The sequence below is a fragment of the Paenibacillus sp. ATY16 genome, assembly GCF_003399985.2.
GTDB lineage: Bacteria > Bacillota > Bacilli > Paenibacillales > Paenibacillaceae > Pristimantibacillus > Pristimantibacillus glycanilyticus.
The window spans coordinates 61825-77156 of record NZ_NMOK02000002.1 but is presented as its reverse complement, the minus strand read 5'-3'; the positions used below and the strand labels follow the sequence as shown (position 1 = coordinate 77156).

The 15332-nt window shown below is 54.4% G+C and carries 13 protein-coding genes; 5 read left to right on the top strand and 8 right to left on the bottom strand.

Annotated elements, in window-relative coordinates; genetic code table 11:
- Positions 1-23: 23 nt before the first annotated feature.
- From CFI03_RS01085 to CFI03_RS01075, 3 genes are all read left to right on the top strand, one after another.
- Entirely contained in the window at positions 24-1742 is a 1719-nt protein-coding gene (locus CFI03_RS01085; protein ID WP_248756194.1) for a DEAD/DEAH box helicase, read from the top strand.
- A gap of 21 nt (positions 1743-1763) precedes the next feature.
- Positions 1764-3155 carry an RsmF rRNA methyltransferase first C-terminal domain-containing protein gene (locus tag CFI03_RS01080; protein WP_481857643.1) on the top strand — a complete coding sequence of 464 codons (1392 nt, stop codon included), beginning with the start codon at positions 1764-1766 and terminating at the stop codon, positions 3153-3155.
- 207 nt (positions 3156-3362) lie between these two features.
- The gene (locus tag CFI03_RS01075; protein ID WP_127496536.1) at positions 3363-3458 is read left to right on the top strand and encodes a dihydroorotate dehydrogenase; all 96 of its coding nucleotides are present in this window, start codon (positions 3363-3365) and stop codon (positions 3456-3458) included.
- Between the two features lie 94 nt (positions 3459-3552).
- Here CFI03_RS01075 and CFI03_RS01070 read toward each other — a convergent pair whose 3' ends face one another.
- From CFI03_RS01070 to CFI03_RS01060, 3 genes are read right to left on the bottom strand one after another with little or no spacing between them, the layout of a single operon-like run.
- On the bottom strand, positions 3553-4350 hold the full coding sequence (locus tag CFI03_RS01070; RefSeq protein ID WP_248756192.1) for a Cof-type HAD-IIB family hydrolase: 798 nt from the start codon (positions 4348-4350) through the stop codon (positions 3553-3555).
- A gap of 28 nt (positions 4351-4378) precedes the next feature.
- Positions 4379-5128: a pseudouridine synthase gene (locus tag CFI03_RS01065; protein ID WP_201003826.1), complete on the bottom strand. Its 750-nt coding sequence runs from the start codon at positions 5126-5128 to the stop codon at positions 4379-4381.
- A 1-nt stretch (position 5129) separates the two neighbouring features.
- Positions 5130-6734 (bottom strand): RsmF rRNA methyltransferase first C-terminal domain-containing protein, encoded by a 1605-nt coding sequence (locus CFI03_RS01060; protein WP_248756191.1) that lies wholly within the window; start codon positions 6732-6734, stop codon positions 5130-5132.
- Between the two features lie 363 nt (positions 6735-7097).
- Between CFI03_RS01060 and CFI03_RS01055 the strand changes: the two genes are divergently transcribed.
- A complete protein-coding gene (locus CFI03_RS01055) occupies positions 7098-8426 on the top strand; it encodes an FAD-dependent oxidoreductase (protein WP_248756189.1) in 1329 nt (442 codons plus the stop codon).
- A 48-nt stretch (positions 8427-8474) separates the two neighbouring features.
- Here the strand turns inward: CFI03_RS01055 and CFI03_RS01050 are convergent, their stop codons facing one another.
- Positions 8475-9050 carry a xanthine phosphoribosyltransferase gene (locus CFI03_RS01050; protein WP_248756187.1) on the bottom strand — a complete coding sequence of 192 codons (576 nt, stop codon included), beginning with the start codon at positions 9048-9050 and terminating at the stop codon, positions 8475-8477.
- A gap of 77 nt (positions 9051-9127) precedes the next feature.
- Positions 9128-11128 (bottom strand): YhgE/Pip domain-containing protein, encoded by a 2001-nt coding sequence (locus CFI03_RS01045; RefSeq protein WP_248756186.1) that lies wholly within the window; start codon positions 11126-11128, stop codon positions 9128-9130.
- Between the two features lie 187 nt (positions 11129-11315).
- Between CFI03_RS01045 and CFI03_RS01040 the strand changes: the two genes are divergently transcribed.
- Complete coding sequence (locus CFI03_RS01040; protein ID WP_127496543.1) at positions 11316-11771, top strand: MarR family winged helix-turn-helix transcriptional regulator; 456 nt, start codon at positions 11316-11318, stop codon at positions 11769-11771.
- Between the two features lie 45 nt (positions 11772-11816).
- Here the strand turns inward: CFI03_RS01040 and CFI03_RS01035 are convergent, their stop codons facing one another.
- From CFI03_RS01035 to CFI03_RS01025, 3 genes are read right to left on the bottom strand one after another with little or no spacing between them, the layout of a single operon-like run.
- A complete protein-coding gene (locus tag CFI03_RS01035) occupies positions 11817-12776 on the bottom strand; it encodes an acetylxylan esterase (protein WP_248756184.1) in 960 nt (319 codons plus the stop codon).
- A gap of 41 nt (positions 12777-12817) precedes the next feature.
- Positions 12818-14008: a glycoside hydrolase family 130 protein gene (locus CFI03_RS01030; RefSeq protein ID WP_481857642.1), complete on the bottom strand. Its 1191-nt coding sequence runs from the start codon at positions 14006-14008 to the stop codon at positions 12818-12820.
- A gap of 37 nt (positions 14009-14045) precedes the next feature.
- Positions 14046-15263 (bottom strand): AGE family epimerase/isomerase, encoded by a 1218-nt coding sequence (locus tag CFI03_RS01025; RefSeq protein WP_248756181.1) that lies wholly within the window; start codon positions 15261-15263, stop codon positions 14046-14048.
- Positions 15264-15332: the final 69 nt, after the last annotated feature.

Sequence of the window (15332 nt, the reverse complement as noted above, 5' to 3'; positions counted from 1 at the left end):
ATGAAATGAGGAACATATACAAAATGTCAACTGAATTTATTTCCATGGGTATTATCCCGGAACTGACCGATGTCCTGCAATCCAATGGGATTACGAGTCCAACTCCCGTGCAAAAGAAAGCAATCCCCGTCCTGCTGTCCGGACAAGACGTCATCGCTCAGGCCCAAACGGGGACGGGTAAAACGATCGCCTTCACCTTGCCGATTCTGCAGCGCATCGACGTCGAGAAGGAGCAGGTTCAAGCGCTGATTCTGACTCCGACGCGCGAGCTGGCTATCCAGATTACAAGCGAGCTGAAAAAGCTTGCCGCGGCGGTTGGCGCCAAAGTCCTTGCCGCATACGGTGGACAAGACGTAGACGCGCAAATTCGCAAGCTTAACAATTCGCCTCACATTGTTGTGGCTACGCCCGGCCGCTTGATCGACCACATGAGACGCGAGACGATCAACCTCGGCAAGCTGAAGATGCTTGTACTCGACGAAGCGGATCAAATGCTTCACATGGGCTTCCTGCCCGAAGTGCAAAATATCGTAGAACAGACGCCTCGCGCCCGTCAAACGATGCTCTTCTCGGCTACCATGCCGGATCAGATCAAACGTCTTGCCGAGAATTACATGAAGACTCCGGTCGATATTAAAATTCAAAGCGCGAATGTCACGTTGGACAATATCAAACAGCTGGTTATTGAGACGACTGACCGCGGACGCCAGAAAGCGCTGATTTCCATGATCGAAACGCAACGCCCTTACCTGGCCGTTATTTTCTGCCGGACGAAGGTTCGCGCAAAAAAACTAAACAAGGATCTTCAAGACCACGGCTTCGAATCGGACGAGCTGCATGGCGATCTTACGCAAGCCAAACGCGAGCAGGTCATGAAACGCTTCCGCGATGCGAAGCTTCAAATTCTGGTCGCAACGGACGTGGCGGCACGCGGCCTTGACGTTGAGGGCGTTACCCATGTGTTCAACTACGATGTGCCAACCGACTCCGAGATTTACATCCACCGGATCGGCCGGACAGGCCGTGCCGGACAACGCGGCGTTGCAATTACCATCGCATCGCCTTACGACCGCGGAGCGGTTGCCCATATCGAGCGCAGCATCAATGCTGTACTTGAGCGCCGTACGGTTGAACCGGACGGCACAATCGTGAAGACTAGCGCTCCCCGTTCCGGCAGCGAAGGCAAGAGCTATGACAAAAAACCGGATCGCGGCGGCCGCGGTCGCGGCAATCGCGACTTCAAACCGGCGCAAGGCGGACGCGGCGGCAGAGGCGAGCGCAATGAGCGCGGCGCGGGTGCAGGCCGCTCGCAAGCAGGCGGACGCGGCAAGCCGGAACGAGCCGCCGTCAGCGGCACCGAGGGCAATCCGTGGGAAGCTGCTGCTCCCGAACGCGGCGGCAGAGGCGGCGAACGCGAATCCGGACGCGGTGGCAGAGACACTCGAGGCGCTAACCGTGGCGGCAGAGGCGAACGGACTCAAGGCGGTTCTGCTCGCGGCAATACGCGCGGCGCAGCAACCGGCAGCGGCAGAGGCGAACGGAGCCAAGACGACGCAGCACGCGGTAATACGCGCGGCGCGGCAGCCGGCGGCGGCAGATGGGAAGGCCGTCCAAGCAGCGGCAAAGATTCACGCGGCCCGGGCGGCAGCGCTCCACGCGGCGGCAGAGATTCGCGCGGAGGCAATAACGGCGGCGGTTCCCGCGGTTCTGCTCCCGGCGGACGCCGCGGACGCAACAGATAAGCATAAAGGAGTTGCAGTACATTGAAGAACGTGCAGCTGCCGGAGGCTTATGTCCGGCAAATGCAGGCTCTTCTCGGAAGGGAAGAAGCCGAGCGGTTTCTTGACAGCTACAATGATGCCCGTGTTTACGGGCTTCGGTTTAATCCTTTGAAATGTCGACAACCAATCGGGGACCAAGCGGCTGCTCTTAAGCAGCCGTTTCATTTGGAGCCCGTACCTTGGTGCAAAACCGGTTACTATTATGACGAAGCTTCAAGACCCGGCAAGCACCCTTATCATACAGCCGGTCTTTATTATATCCAGGAGCCGTCCGCCATGTCGGCGGCCGAGCTGCTGGATGCCCGACCCGGCGAGACGGTTCTTGATTTCGCGGCCGCTCCGGGCGGCAAAACGACGCAAATCGCCGGCAGCATGAATGGCGAAGGCCTGCTGATCGCCAATGAGATCCACCCTGCCCGAGCAAAAATTTTAAGCGAAAACGTTGAACGTCTCGGCATCCGCAACGCTGTTGTTACGAATGCCGCGCCGCATGAGCTGTCGAGACGGTTTCCCGCCTTTTTCGACCGCATCATGCTGGATTCTCCTTGCTCGGGTGAAGGCATGTTCCGCAAGGATGAAGATGCGGTAGCCGAATGGTCGGAGGCTCATGTCGCCTATTGCGCCGAACGCTCGTCCGAAATTCTGGAGCATGCCGCGGTCATGCTTAAGCCCGGCGGCGTACTCGTCTACTCGACCTGTACGTTTAACCGTGCCGAGAACGAGGATACGATCGAACAATTCGTTGCCCTCCACCCTTCCTTCCAGGTTGAACAAATCGAGCGTTTATGGCCGCAGCAGGTTCGCGGCGAAGGACATTTTGTCGCCCGCCTGCGGAACACGTCCGAAGGCGAGCAGCCTGAGTCGGCGGATGAACCGGCAAAAGGCAGAGACAAACGGCGCGACAAACGCGCGGCAGGACGGCCCAAGCCGCTGACGGCCGAGATGGCCTTGTTCCACAGCTTTGCCGAGCAGGCATTGCCCGGCTTCGAGCTTGGTACGGGCGAGCCGCTTCGCTTCGGCGACGCCCTCTATTGGCTGCCCCATCAAACAAACGGCAGCTTTGGCGCCGCCGATCTTGACGGTCTTAAGGTCGCGCGGCCCGGCCTTCATCTCGGCGATATCCGCAAGAACCGGCTGGAGCCGGCGCATGCGCTTGCTCTCGCGATACAAGCGGAGGACGCAGCGTGGGTACGGAGCTATCCTCCTGATGCGGCGGAGATTGCCGCTTACCTTCGCGGAGAGACGCTGCCCGCTGAGGGCGAAGAGAGCGGCTGGGGCCTTGTTGCCGTAGACGGGCTTCCGCTTGGCTGGGCTAAAGCAAGCGGCGGACAGCTTAAGAACCATCTGCCGAAAGGGCTTCGGCGTTTCAATTAATACCGCGGCAAATGCCGGGGATGATGCCGAAACCCGCTGCCAGCAAGCTTTTTCCTTCTGGGTAACTACCCAAATCCCGATGTATCGTGACAGGAGTCCATTCCGAAGAAGGCCTCCCACAATACTATACTGTATACCGAACAGAGGGCGAATGTACTCGAGTGACAGCAGCCTTCCAGCGGAATATAATCACAAGGAGGAATTAGCATGTCTGGCGTATATGGAGGCGGCGTCAATACGGTAGGTTTCATCCTTGTCCTTTTCATTCTTCTGGTAATCATCATTAGAGGAGTTTGGCACTAAGGACTTGGTACTAAACCCAATGAAAGAAGGGGCAGCTCCCGAGGTCGACATGACCAAGGGGGCTGCCCCTTCTTATTGTTCATTCTCTATCCGCTCAGCTCCAGGCGAACTCCCGTAGGGCGTACGCAACGCCATCCTCGGCGTTGGAACGTCCCACGACATCCGCCGCTTCCTTTACCCCGTCAGGAGAGTTGCCCATCGCGATTCCGCAGCCGGCAAACTCCAGCATGGAAATGTCGTTATAATAATTGCCGATCGCAAGAATCCGGCTCCGGTCAATGCCATGGCTGAGAGCAAATTGCCGCAATGCTCTGCCCTTGCTTGCTTCCGGATGATGCACGTCGATAAAGAAATCGCCGCTTCGGATCGTCTGCAGGGACGACGGCCATTTCTCCCATTCCTCCTGCACCCGGTCCATCACCTCTTTGCTGCCGAATACGGTAAACTTGACAAGCCCCTGCGGCAGGCTGGCTCCTTGTCCCAGAACGGAAGGCGACGCATGGAACTTGCTGTACATATCGGATACCTCTGGCGTTAACGATTCAACCATCATTTCAAAAGCCGTGTTTACGTCGTAATGGACTTGATTTTTCCGGCAATACTCCACGAATGGCTCCAGCTGCTGCGGGGCGATCTCGTATTGGTGGATGATTTTCCTCGTATCCGAGTCAATCGTCGCTCCGCCGTTATGCGTAATAATCGTACCGGTCAGCTCTAACTCCTCCAGTACCGGAAAGACGCTGAAAGGCGCCCGGCCCGTGCATAATACAATGCTTGCTCCCCGGTCTGCCGCTTCCCGCACGGCTTCACGAGTCTTGCTTGTCAGTTGATGATCATCCGTCAATAAGGTACCATCTACATCTAGCGCAATCAAATCATACTGTAATGCCATACGATTCTCTCCATCCTGGTCTCTTTTTTTAATCCGCAGCCCTGTGAGCGCGCAGAAGCGCGATTTCCTCATCGGTTAATTCGCGGTAAGTCCCTTCCTCCAGGTCGGCATCCAGCTCAAGCGGTCCCATCGATACCCTTTTCAGGTATACAACCTTTTTGCCTACCGCTTCGAACATCCGCTTCACCTGATGGAACTTCCCTTCCATTATCGTAAGCGATATGACCGAAGTTACGCCACCCTCGCCGCCGTCCTTTTTCAATATCTTTAAATCCGAAGGCATCGTGACGTATCCGTCATCCAGCGTAACGCCGGCCTTGAATTGCGTCTGATCCTCTTCGCCGACATCGCCCTGCACAACCGCTTCATAGGTTTTGGGAACATGCTTGCGCGGCGACAGAAGCTCATGCGCCAGCTGTCCGTCATTCGTAAGCAGCAGGAGTCCAACCGTATCCTTGTCCAATCTTCCGACCGGGAACGGATCCATTAATTGATCCTCCGGCTCAAGCAAATCGATAACGGTCCGTTCGCGGCGGTCTTCCGTAGCGGAGATGACGCCGGGAGGCTTGTTCATCATCAAGTAAATAACCTCGCGGTACATTACCCGTTCCCCGTCGAACGCAACCTCATCGAGCTCCGGATCAACGAGTTGCCCGCTGTCTTTGACGACTTTTCCGGCTACCGTAACTTTTCCCTGCTTCACCAGCTTCTTGATCTCGCTGCGGGTTCCGTATCCGGTATGGGACAGAAGCTTGTCTATCCGCATCTTTTTACCCATCTTACATCCACCTCCAGCCAGCCGGCAGCTCGTTCTTCAGCATGCCGTCTCCCGTATATTTTCCCCACCCGACCGGATATCCGTCCGTGCATACAAGCACGTATCCTTTAAGCGGCTGTGCGGGATTTCCTTCAATCTTTATGTTATGGGCTTCTACAAAAAGCGTCTCGCCTTTCAAATACCGGATAATTTCGGGACTATCCGACGCAAAATCGAGCGATCGTACGGCTTCCGAATGCCGGAGCCCCATGGCAAGCGCTTGCGAAGGCTCGAATCGGTTACGGCCCGCTTCTCCGACGTACCAGCCGGCGCGCACGACATGCAAACCGTCTAATGAAGGCATTCCTTCCGGCTGAAGATAGATACGAGAGCCAAAGCTCTGAATAGACCCCGTACCGGCAAAACCACCCGACAGCTCCTGATCCGCAAAAGAATGCCATGACGCGGCTGCATCAACAACCTCCGGCTGCCCTTTGCCTGAATGCCGTACCGAACCGCCAGCCCTCTGAAGCTCGCCGCCGTCTTTTGCTCCGCGGCCGCCCTTCTTCTCCGCTGCCCGCAAGGCAGCGCCGGCATTGCCCTTTACTTTTTTTCTCTTTACGTTGTCTTCGACCGTCTGGATAAGGGGCTCATTGTAAGGCATTCCTTCCGCGGGAGCCGTGACTTTGCGGGTCAGCACCGCCGCGTAATGACCCTCGCCTTCGATATGGTGAGGCCACAGCCGGACCGTTCCCGCCAGCGACGCCGATTGCTCGGCCGCAAGACCTTCGCCCGCTTCTCCAGCCCATTCCGGATGCCCCGGCTTCCAGCCGAATTGATGCTGAACCGGCTTAACCTCGAAATCCGGATATTCCGCAAGCAGCTCCGCGATTTGAGCTTCGTTTTCCTCCGGAGAGAACGTGCAGGTTGAATAGACCAGAACGCCTCCCGGAGCCAGCATTGCTGCCGCATCGCGCAAAATAGGCCTCTGCATCGCCGAGCAGCGTTCGATGGAATGCTTCTCCCATTCCGCGATCATCGACTCATCCTTGCGGAACATGCCTTCTCCCGAGCATGGCGCGTCGACCAGTATGCGGTCGAACCATTCCCGGAAGACCGGCGCTAGAGCCGACGGCTCCTCGTTCAGTACAACGGCGTTGCGGACGCCGGCCAGCTCGATGTTTTTGGCAAGCGCCTTCGTCCGTTCCCTGGCGTTGTCGTTGCTTACCAGCACGCCGGCGCCTTGCAGCTTGGCCGCAATCTGAGTCGACTTGCCGCCCGGCGCCGCGCATAGATCAAGCACGCGATGTCCGGGATGGACATCAAGCAGCTCAACCGGAGCCATCGCGCTTGGCTCTTGAATATAGTAAAGACCGGCATGATAATGCGGATGCTTGCCTGGTCTTGCTCCTTCTTCGTAATAAAAGCCTTCCGGCGCCCACGGGATCGGGCGAACGGCTTCTCCCATCGGCGAGATCGACTTCCACTTTTCGGTACCCAGCTTCAAACGGTTGATCCGGATACCGTACACACGAGGATCCTCGTAGGAAGACATAAACCGGTCATACTCTTCTCCAAGCAGTGATTTCATTTTTGTCGTAAAAGCAATCGGCAAATAGCCGGACATCTGGTCATCCCCTTGCAAGCAGCTAAAATACGTTAGAAATATAACATCGAGTATACTCTAATGCCTCTCTAATTAGAAGGGCTGAGCATTTGTGATCAATATGTGAAATTAATCACAACTCCTTGTCAATTTGATAAAAGTGGCATATGATAAGAGCAACAAGATATTGTGAATTAATTCACACAAGATGAAGCGGCATCCCCGTTTATCAAACCGCAAGCTCTCGTCACCATCTTCACTGAGCCCGGAAGGAAGCCGGCGATGCAATGAACAAGCAACATGCTCCCCCGTCAAGATCCGCTTCCTTTACTTGCGCAGAAGTATGTGAATATTTTCACAGGAAAATTTGAGGAGGAATTTTATATGAAGATCGCTGTTATTGGATGCACGCATGCAGGTACCGCCGCTGTTACGCAGATGGCTAAGCTTTATCCCCAGGCGCAAATTACGGTTTACGAGCGCAATGACAATGTATCGTTCCTCTCGTGCGGCATTGCCCTTCATGTCGGCGGCGTTGTGCAGGATGTGAAGAAGCTGTTCTACGCTTCGCCTCAGCAGCTGACGGACATGGGTGTTCAGATGAAGCTGCGCCATGACGTGCTGGAAGTCCACACGGAAGCCAAGACAATTCTGGCTCGCAATCTCGAAACCAATGAGGAGAAGCTGGAAAGCTACGACAAGCTGGTCGTAACAACCGGTTCGTGGCCGATTATTCCTAAGCTGAAAGGGATGGAGCTTGAAAATATCGTCTTGTGCAAAAACTACAATCACGCCCAAGCGATCATCGAAAAAGCGAAGCACGCCAACCGGATTACCGTTATTGGCGCCGGATACATCGGAATCGAGCTTGTTGAAGCTTTCGAGCAGCTTGGCAAGCAAGTGACGCTTATCGACAATATGGACCGGATCTTATACAAATATTTGGACCGCGAGTTTACCGACGCGATTGAACAAGAGCTTGGCAACCGCGGTATCGAGCTTAAGCTCGCACAGACCGTAACCGGCTTCCGCGGCGAAGCCGGCAAGGTAAACACCGTCGTAACTACTGCCGGCGAATACGACACGGACCTCGTCGTCCTCTGCATCGGCTTCCGCCCGAATACGGATCTGCTCAAAGGCCAGATCGACATGCTGCCCAACGGAGCCATTATCGTGGATGAGTATATGCGCACCAGCAACCCGGATGTCATGGCTGCGGGCGACAGCTGCGCCGTCTTTTATAACCCGACCCACAAGCATGCGTACATCCCTCTCGCAACCAACGCCGTCCGGATGGGAACGCTCGTTGCCCGCAACCTTGTCGCTCCAACGGTCCGATACATGGGTACGCAAGGCACTTCGGGCATTAAGATCTATGAGCAAAACATCGCTTCGACCGGCATGACCGAGCTGGCTGCCCTCGACGCCGGGATGGATATAAAAACCGTCACCTTGGAAGACAATGACCGGCCGGAATTTATGCCGACCTATGAAAAGGTTCTGCTCAAGGTCGTCTACGAAGCGGATACCGGCCGGATTGTAGGCGCCCAGGTGATGTCGAAGGATGATCTGACGCAAGCGATCAATACCATGTCGGTCTGCATCCAGAACGGCATGACGATGAATGAGCTCACCTTCGTCGACTTCTTCTTCCAGCCTCATTACAACAAGCCTTGGAATCTGCTCAATCAGGCCGGCTTGCAGGCGATGTAACGATTAAAAAAAAGCGGAAGCTCTCCGAACAGAGCTTCCGCTTTTGCTTTATTCCGCTGCGAATTGAATGCCGCCCGGAGACAAGACAGCGATGCGTGCCAGCGAATCTACCCGATAGCCCGCTTCCTTCAGCTTGTCCGCTCCGCTTTGGAAGGACTTCTCTATTACAATGCCGATCCCCGCTACGCTTGCGCCGGCCGCTTCCACGATTCTCGCCATCCCGAAGGCCGCTTCCCCGTAAGCAAGGAAGTCGTCAATAATAAGCACCCGCTCCCCCGGCGACAAAAACTTGCGGGAGATCGCCACCTCGCTCTTCACCTGCTTCGTGAAGGAGTATACCTCCTCGACGTAGAGATCGTCGCGAAGCGTAAGCGACTTTTGCTTGCGCGCGAAAACAAGGGGCACCTGGAGTGCCAGTGCCGTCATAACCGCGGGAGCAATCCCCGACGATTCCAGCGTCAACACCTTGGTAATGCCTTCTCCTTCATACGCCGCGGCGAAAAACTGTCCGATCTCAAACATCAATTGCGGATCTACCTGATGATTAAGAAAGGAATCCACCTTCAGTACGGTCTCGCTTAACACAATGCCTTCGTTGCGAATCTTATCCTGCAATGCTTTCATTCTCTTGCAAACCTCCTGCCCGATTTCTTCTCTTTTATATTGAGACTACCCGGAAACGGGCAAGCGCGCAAGTTTTTCTAGTGTGCGGCTGCCGGCGCAACAGGTGCTTCTTTGGCAGAACGAAGAAGATACGCCGCAAGCATAATAACCGCAAACCCCGCAAGAAAGGTAACCAGAATGCCCGTATTGCTCCAATACATATCCCAGTTGCTTGTGGAGATGACGCTCTTCATGCCGCGAAGCACATACGTCATCGGCAGGCATTGCCCAACGGATTGAATCCATTGCGGCGCAAGCTCCATCGGGAACGTGCCGCCGCTGCTCGCCAGCTGGGTAACGACAAGCGCAATGCCAACCAGCTTGCCCAGCGTACCGAAGATCGCGACAAGCATCAGAATGAGGGTCGTGAACATGCAGGCCGTGACGAGAGTGAAAAGGAAGAACTTCGGCACGCTTTGCACGTCCAGTCCAATCGCGTACAGCACGATAAGGTCAAGCACGATGGTCTGCAGCAGGGCTACCAGATAAAAGACGCCGATTCTGCCCCAGAACTTTTGCCATGCGGAACGGACCTGCCCCTCTTGGAAATGAATAATGTTAGAGGCCATCAAAGAACCAACCAGAAGGCCTAACGCCAGAAAATAAGGGGCTGAGCCCGTTGCGTACGTCTTGACCGTATTCAGCTCTTTTTGTTCGAGCTGTACCGGCTGGGCGTACATATTAAGCTCCGCATCGCTTGCTTTTATACCCGCTGTTGACTGTGCGGCATCCGACAGCTTGTCCGTCAGCTGCTGCGAGCCGTCCACGAGGCGGATCACCCCGCCAAGCAGCTCTTGCGAACCGTTGTTCAGCTGCTGCGCGCCTCCGGCAAGCTGATGAATGCCGCTCTGCAGTTTGCCGATGCCAGTGCTGGAGATGTTCAGCCCGTCCTTCAGCTGGGCGCTGCCGGCTGCAAGCTTGCCACTGCCCTCGTACGCTTGCGCAAGTCCGTCCGCCAATGCCGACTGTCCTGCAGCCAGCTTAACGCCGGATTGCCGGGCAGCTTCCGCCGGCTGCTTTAACCCTTCAACCGACTTGCTGGCTTCGTCAGCATCCTGAGCAAGCTTCTCGCTGCCGCTTACAATCGCCGCGAAGGCAGTGTCATCCTTCAGCTCGGGATGCTGCTCGACATAAGCCTTGATCCGTGATTGAAGGCTTTCGGCCGAGTTGTCCACTCCTGAAGCAGCCTTCATTGCGGAGTCTGCCGCTTCATTCCATGCTGCCGTATTTTTCCGCAGCGCATTTGCCCCGTCAGCAAGCTGTTGTCCTGCCGACTTTAGCCTGGAAAGATTATCGTTCAAAGAAGCTGTCCCGTTAGATAGGCCGGCAGCTCCGCTAGCTAATTGCTGAATTCCTTGCCCGAGCGGCTTCATGCTGTCGCTCAGCTTTCCTGCACCGCTGGCCAGCGACGCTATCGCGTTATTCAGCTTGCTTACGCCATCCTGCGCGGATTCCGTTCCTTGCGCCAGTTGCTCCGCGCCGCTGCTCGCAGCCGAGAAGCCGTCAGCCATTTGCTGCATTTTCCCGTAAACGGTTTGCGTATAGCTCTTTACGATATTTTGGCTGACCTTATTCGTTAGCTCCTTCAGCACGTTGCTTCCGATCTGACCGGATACATAGTTGTTGCCCGGATTCGTCATATAGACCAAATCGGCAGGCTGCGGATGCTCTTCCGTCAGCGTCGTAACGCTTTGCGAGAAGTTGTCCGGAATAACGATCGTCAAATAATAATCGCCGTCATAGAGCCCTTTCTCCGCCTCTGACCGCTCTACAAAATGATAATCAAGCGTATGGGCGCTTTTCATATTATCCACGATATCTTGGCCAAGATGCAGCTCTTTGCCCTCCGATACAGCCCCTTTGTCCTCATTGACTATCGCTACGGGCAGCTTGTCCATATGGCCGTACGGATCCCAATAGCCAGCCAGAAACATGCCTGTATAGAGCAGCGGAATAAACAACAAAACAATCGAGCCGATCCGAAGCGTTTTGTGATTAGCCATCAGCTTCAGATTAAGCCAGAATAAGTTCCCTTTCATTGGACATGCACTCCTACTATTTGTTTGTATGATACAAGTAATAACCATTGTATTATACAAGTTTATTTCCGGAATGCAAATACTTATCGCAAGGACATACATTAGTTACCATGGACTTGCTTGCATTATGCAAACACGAAAGGTAAGCTAACATTAAGAAACTAAGACAGGAATGGGAAACAACCCTATGGACAGGAACGATAAGTCGCCATTCAGCTTGATCGAAAGCCAAATCTCCCTCTTCATCCGCCGCGCCGAGGCTGCCCGGCTCTCCAATATTATGGGCAAGGAGATGGACCGCTCCTCTTACTTGATCCTTCAGCATCTGGAAAAAGCGGGACCAACCGGAATCAAAACGCTTTCCACCACCTTCCAGCTGGATATCTCTACGGTAAGCCGTCAGATTGCGGCCTTGGAAGCCAAAGGACTAATCTCAAGGTTGACAGATCCGAATGACGCGAGGATCAGCCTGCTGCAGCTGACGGAGGATGCGCCTTCCTTGCTCGCGGAAGTTCGCGAGTCGAGAGAGGCATTTTTCAAGGATCTCCTTAACGATTGGAGCGAGGAAGATATCCGTACCTTCGGCACTCTGCTGCTTAAGTTTAACGAGACGGCCGAGCAGCGAATCCGGTCACGGGCATAATGAAAGAGGAGGTTGTCCCGAAATGGGCAACCTCCTCTTTCTCCTTTATAGACCAAGCATGAACTGAATCGTCCGGTCAGACACTTCCGGAATATGCTCGTGACCGTAATCCGGATAAATATCGGCCGACTTCGGCGCGGTAATGTTGTTGTACGCCGCAAATTGCGTGGAAGGAGGGCAAATCGTATCCGCTAGTCCTACGGTCATCAGCACTTCCCCTTTGATCCGGTTGGCTAAATGCTGCAGGTCGATGTAACCAAGCTTCTCGAAAATTTCCTCTTCCCGCTCATGCCGCGGGTCGAAATGCCGGAAGAAGGTTCTTAGCTCACCGTACGCGTCCTTCGCCAAATCCATCTCCCACACGCGTTTGTAGTCGCACAGGAACGGATACACGGGCGCAAGTCTCGAAATACGCGGTTCCAGCGAAGCGCAGGCAATCGTTAACGCGCCGCCTTGCGATCCGCCTATTGCCCCTACCCGGTCAGGGTCAACCTCCGGCCGGTCCATGGCAATCCCCGCAAGCTGCGCGGTATCAAGGAAAATATGGCGCATCAGCAAATTATCGGGGTGGTCGTTCAGACCCCGGATTATATGCCCGTTGTGGGTAGTGCCCTTCACTCCGCCCGTATCCTCCGACAGCCCGCCTTGTCCGCGGCAATCCATCGAGAACACGGAATATCCGAGGGCCGCGTAAGCCAGCTTATCGGACCAGTCTCCCGCATTCCCGGTATAGCCATGAAATTGAATAATGGCGGGATGCGGCTCCGGGACATTTTTCGGACGTACGTATTTGGCATGGATTCTCGCTCCGCGCACACCCGTGAAATACAGGTCGAAGCAGTCTGCAAACGGTACCTGAAAGCTGCTCGGCACAAGCTCGATTTGCGGATCGACCGCACGCATTTCATCCAGCGCACGCTCCCAATAAGCGTCGAAGTCTTCCGGGCGAGGATTGCGTCCTTTGTAGTTGTACAGCTGTTCAAGCGGCATATCAATTAGCGGCATAGATCATATCCCTTTCTATTAGCCCCGACTGCTTCGGGACTTCATTCGTTAAGAAAGCTGAAATCGGGACGCTCCATAAGCTTCAGATTGTTGGCGATCAGCTCGCTGCGCTGCTGCACGCAGGCATAGGAACGAAGCGGATCCGCAGGCGTATTTACAACGTAATCGACGAGCTTCTCAACGGTCGTAACCGCGACATGACAGCGCGTATCCGAGGAAGCATAATAGATGTACACCTCTCCGTTGTCTCTAGCGATCAGCCCGTTCGTAAAGACGACATTCGACACATCGCCAACCCGCTCATCCCCATCCGGCGCAATCAAGTGGCCTCCGGGCGCATAAATCACCTTGCTAGGATCATTCAAATCCGTCATAAACGCGTAGATCACATAACGCAGTCCTGCCGCCGTATTCCGAACGCCATGGGCAATATGCAGCCACCCTATATCTGTCTTGATTGGCGCCGCACCTTGTCCGTTCTTCACTTCCTTGATCGTATGGTATTTTTTCTCATCCACTATCGTTTCCAACTCAATAGTCGCATGCTCGATGCTAGTTGACAAGCCCCAACCGATACCGCCGCCGGATCCGGCTTCAATAAACCCATCCTGCGGCCTCGTGTAGAATGCATACTTGCCGTTCACGAATTCGGGATGGAGCACAACGTTGCGCTGTTGGGGAGAAGGTGTCCGGAGATCATCCAGCCGTTCCCATGCCTTCAGATCCCTCGTTCTCGCAATGCCCGCGCTTGCGACGGCACTGGAAGTGTCTCCCTGCTTCGCTTCGGGATCCTTCCGTTCCGTGCAGAATACGCCGTAGATCCATCCATCCTCATGCTTCGTCAGCCGCATGTCGTACACGTTCACATCCGGAATATCCGTCTCCGGCATGACTATCGGATAATCCCAGAAACGGAATCCGTCAATGCCGTTAACGCTCTCCGCAACCGCAAAGAATGATTTCCGGTCATGACCTTCGACCCGCACAACCAGATAGAACTTTCCGTTCAATTCAATTGCTCCGGGATTAAAAGCGGCATTTACGCCAATCCTCTCCATAAGATGGGGATTGGTCTCCGGATTAAGATCATACCTCCAATAAACCGGCGCATGAGCTGCCGTAATAACCGGGTAAGCATAACGGTCATATATGCCGTTTCCGCCATGAACTTGCGTGTTCGGCCGTGTAAGAAGCTCCTTGTGCTCCGTGTGCAAACGTTGTAGTTTTTCCATAAAAACGGTCTCGTTCATTGTCTATTCATCCCTTCGCCTATTTGGTTTGTACGTTCAGCTTCTCGAGTCTCTCCAGCACTTCCAGGCCCATACGGCCATTGTGATACGGGCATTTCCAAGCATCAACCTTCATGTCCGCCATGTCGGGCTCACCCGCCCGATTGACCTTCCAGAACCATTCTCCGTTTGCCTTGTCCACCAGATAACGATCGATAAACCGCCAGGTCCGGTAAGCCGCATTCAGAAAATAATCCTTGCCCGACAGCTGATAGGCATTCAGGAATCCCACGACCGCCTCCGCTTGCGGCCACCAGACTTTATCGGTATCCGTCCAGCCCTTCGGGCCCGCTTCGTTAACGACCGCGCCGTCGGTATCCACGCCTTCCTCGTAGACGGCTTGCGCCATGGCAAGCGCAACTGCCTCCGTACGGCGGATCAGCTCCCCGTCTCCCAGCACCTCCGCTGCTTCCATGAGCAGCCAGCTGCCCTCGATATCATGTCCGTAAGAAATCTCGTGCGACTTGGAATTCCACCGTTCATCGAAGAACAGCTTGAAATGCGCGGACTGCGGGTCCACGATATGATCAAGCATCGTCGCGATAAGCTCCTTTTGACTTTCCTTCAAGCGCTCCGAAGGCCATACCCGGTACAAATTCGTATACGCTTCAAGCACGTGCAGATGCGTGTTCATGGATTTCTTCTCATTCAAATCGGTAGAGCTAAGGCTAAGCTCATCCGTGGCCTCCCAGTTGCTATCAAGCGCTTCGATATACCCTTTGTATAAAGGATCATAGCTATATCGCTCGATCAGCTCGAATAACTGAACGGCTTGCTTAAGCACCTCTTCATTCGGGCAAGCCCGCACGAATTCCGAAAAAGCGTACAAAACAAAGGCTTGACCGTAAATTTGTTTTTTCTTCGATATCGGCTCTCCCTCGTGGTTCAACAGCCAGAAGTATCCTCCGTTCTCCCGGTCGTAAAAATAGGAGGTTAAATAACGGTAAGCCCGTTCAGCCATCGTCAAATAGGCCGGCTCTCCATACTTTCGGTATGCGGAAGCGTACGTCCACAAAAGACGCGCGTTTAATACGAGGGATTTATCCGCCTTCTCCTGAATCTTCAAATCATTGGCGATCCGCCCAACGAACCCTCCATCCCGTTCATCAAGCGAATGCTTCATCCAAAAGGAAAGAATATTATCTTGCAGTTCGTTTTCGATCTCTTGCCGCCAGCTTTTTAAGTCTTGCTGCTCCACCAGTTTCAGCTCCCCGGTTATAACTTAAGTAAATTAAAAATTAAGTTATCGATTAAGTTACAAGTTTAT

Bases quoted from the DNA above. Each gene is read 5' to 3' on its own strand.
- CFI03_RS01085 (WP_248756194.1), top strand. From the start codon at position 24: ATGTCAACTGAATTTATTTCCATGGGTATTATCCCGGAACTGACCGAT.
- CFI03_RS01075 (WP_127496536.1), top strand. From the start codon at position 3,363: ATGTCTGGCGTATATGGAGGCGGCGTCAATACGGTAGGTTTCATCCTT.
- CFI03_RS01070 (WP_248756192.1), bottom strand. From the start codon at position 4,350: ATGGCATTACAGTATGATTTGATTGCGCTAGATGTAGATGGTACCTTA.
- CFI03_RS01065 (WP_201003826.1), bottom strand. From the start codon at position 5,128: ATGGGTAAAAAGATGCGGATAGACAAGCTTCTGTCCCATACCGGATAC.
- CFI03_RS01060 (WP_248756191.1), bottom strand. From the start codon at position 6,734: ATGTCCGGCTATTTGCCGATTGCTTTTACGACAAAAATGAAATCACTG.
- CFI03_RS01055 (WP_248756189.1), top strand. From the start codon at position 7,098: ATGAAGATCGCTGTTATTGGATGCACGCATGCAGGTACCGCCGCTGTT.
- CFI03_RS01050 (WP_248756187.1), bottom strand. From the start codon at position 9,050: ATGAAAGCATTGCAGGATAAGATTCGCAACGAAGGCATTGTGTTAAGC.
- CFI03_RS01045 (WP_248756186.1), bottom strand. From the start codon at position 11,128: ATGAAAGGGAACTTATTCTGGCTTAATCTGAAGCTGATGGCTAATCAC.
- CFI03_RS01040 (WP_127496543.1), top strand. From the start codon at position 11,316: ATGGACAGGAACGATAAGTCGCCATTCAGCTTGATCGAAAGCCAAATC.
- CFI03_RS01035 (WP_248756184.1), bottom strand. From the start codon at position 12,776: ATGCCGCTAATTGATATGCCGCTTGAACAGCTGTACAACTACAAAGGA.
- CFI03_RS01030 (WP_481857642.1), bottom strand. From the start codon at position 14,008: ATGGAAAAACTACAACGTTTGCACACGGAGCACAAGGAGCTTCTTACA.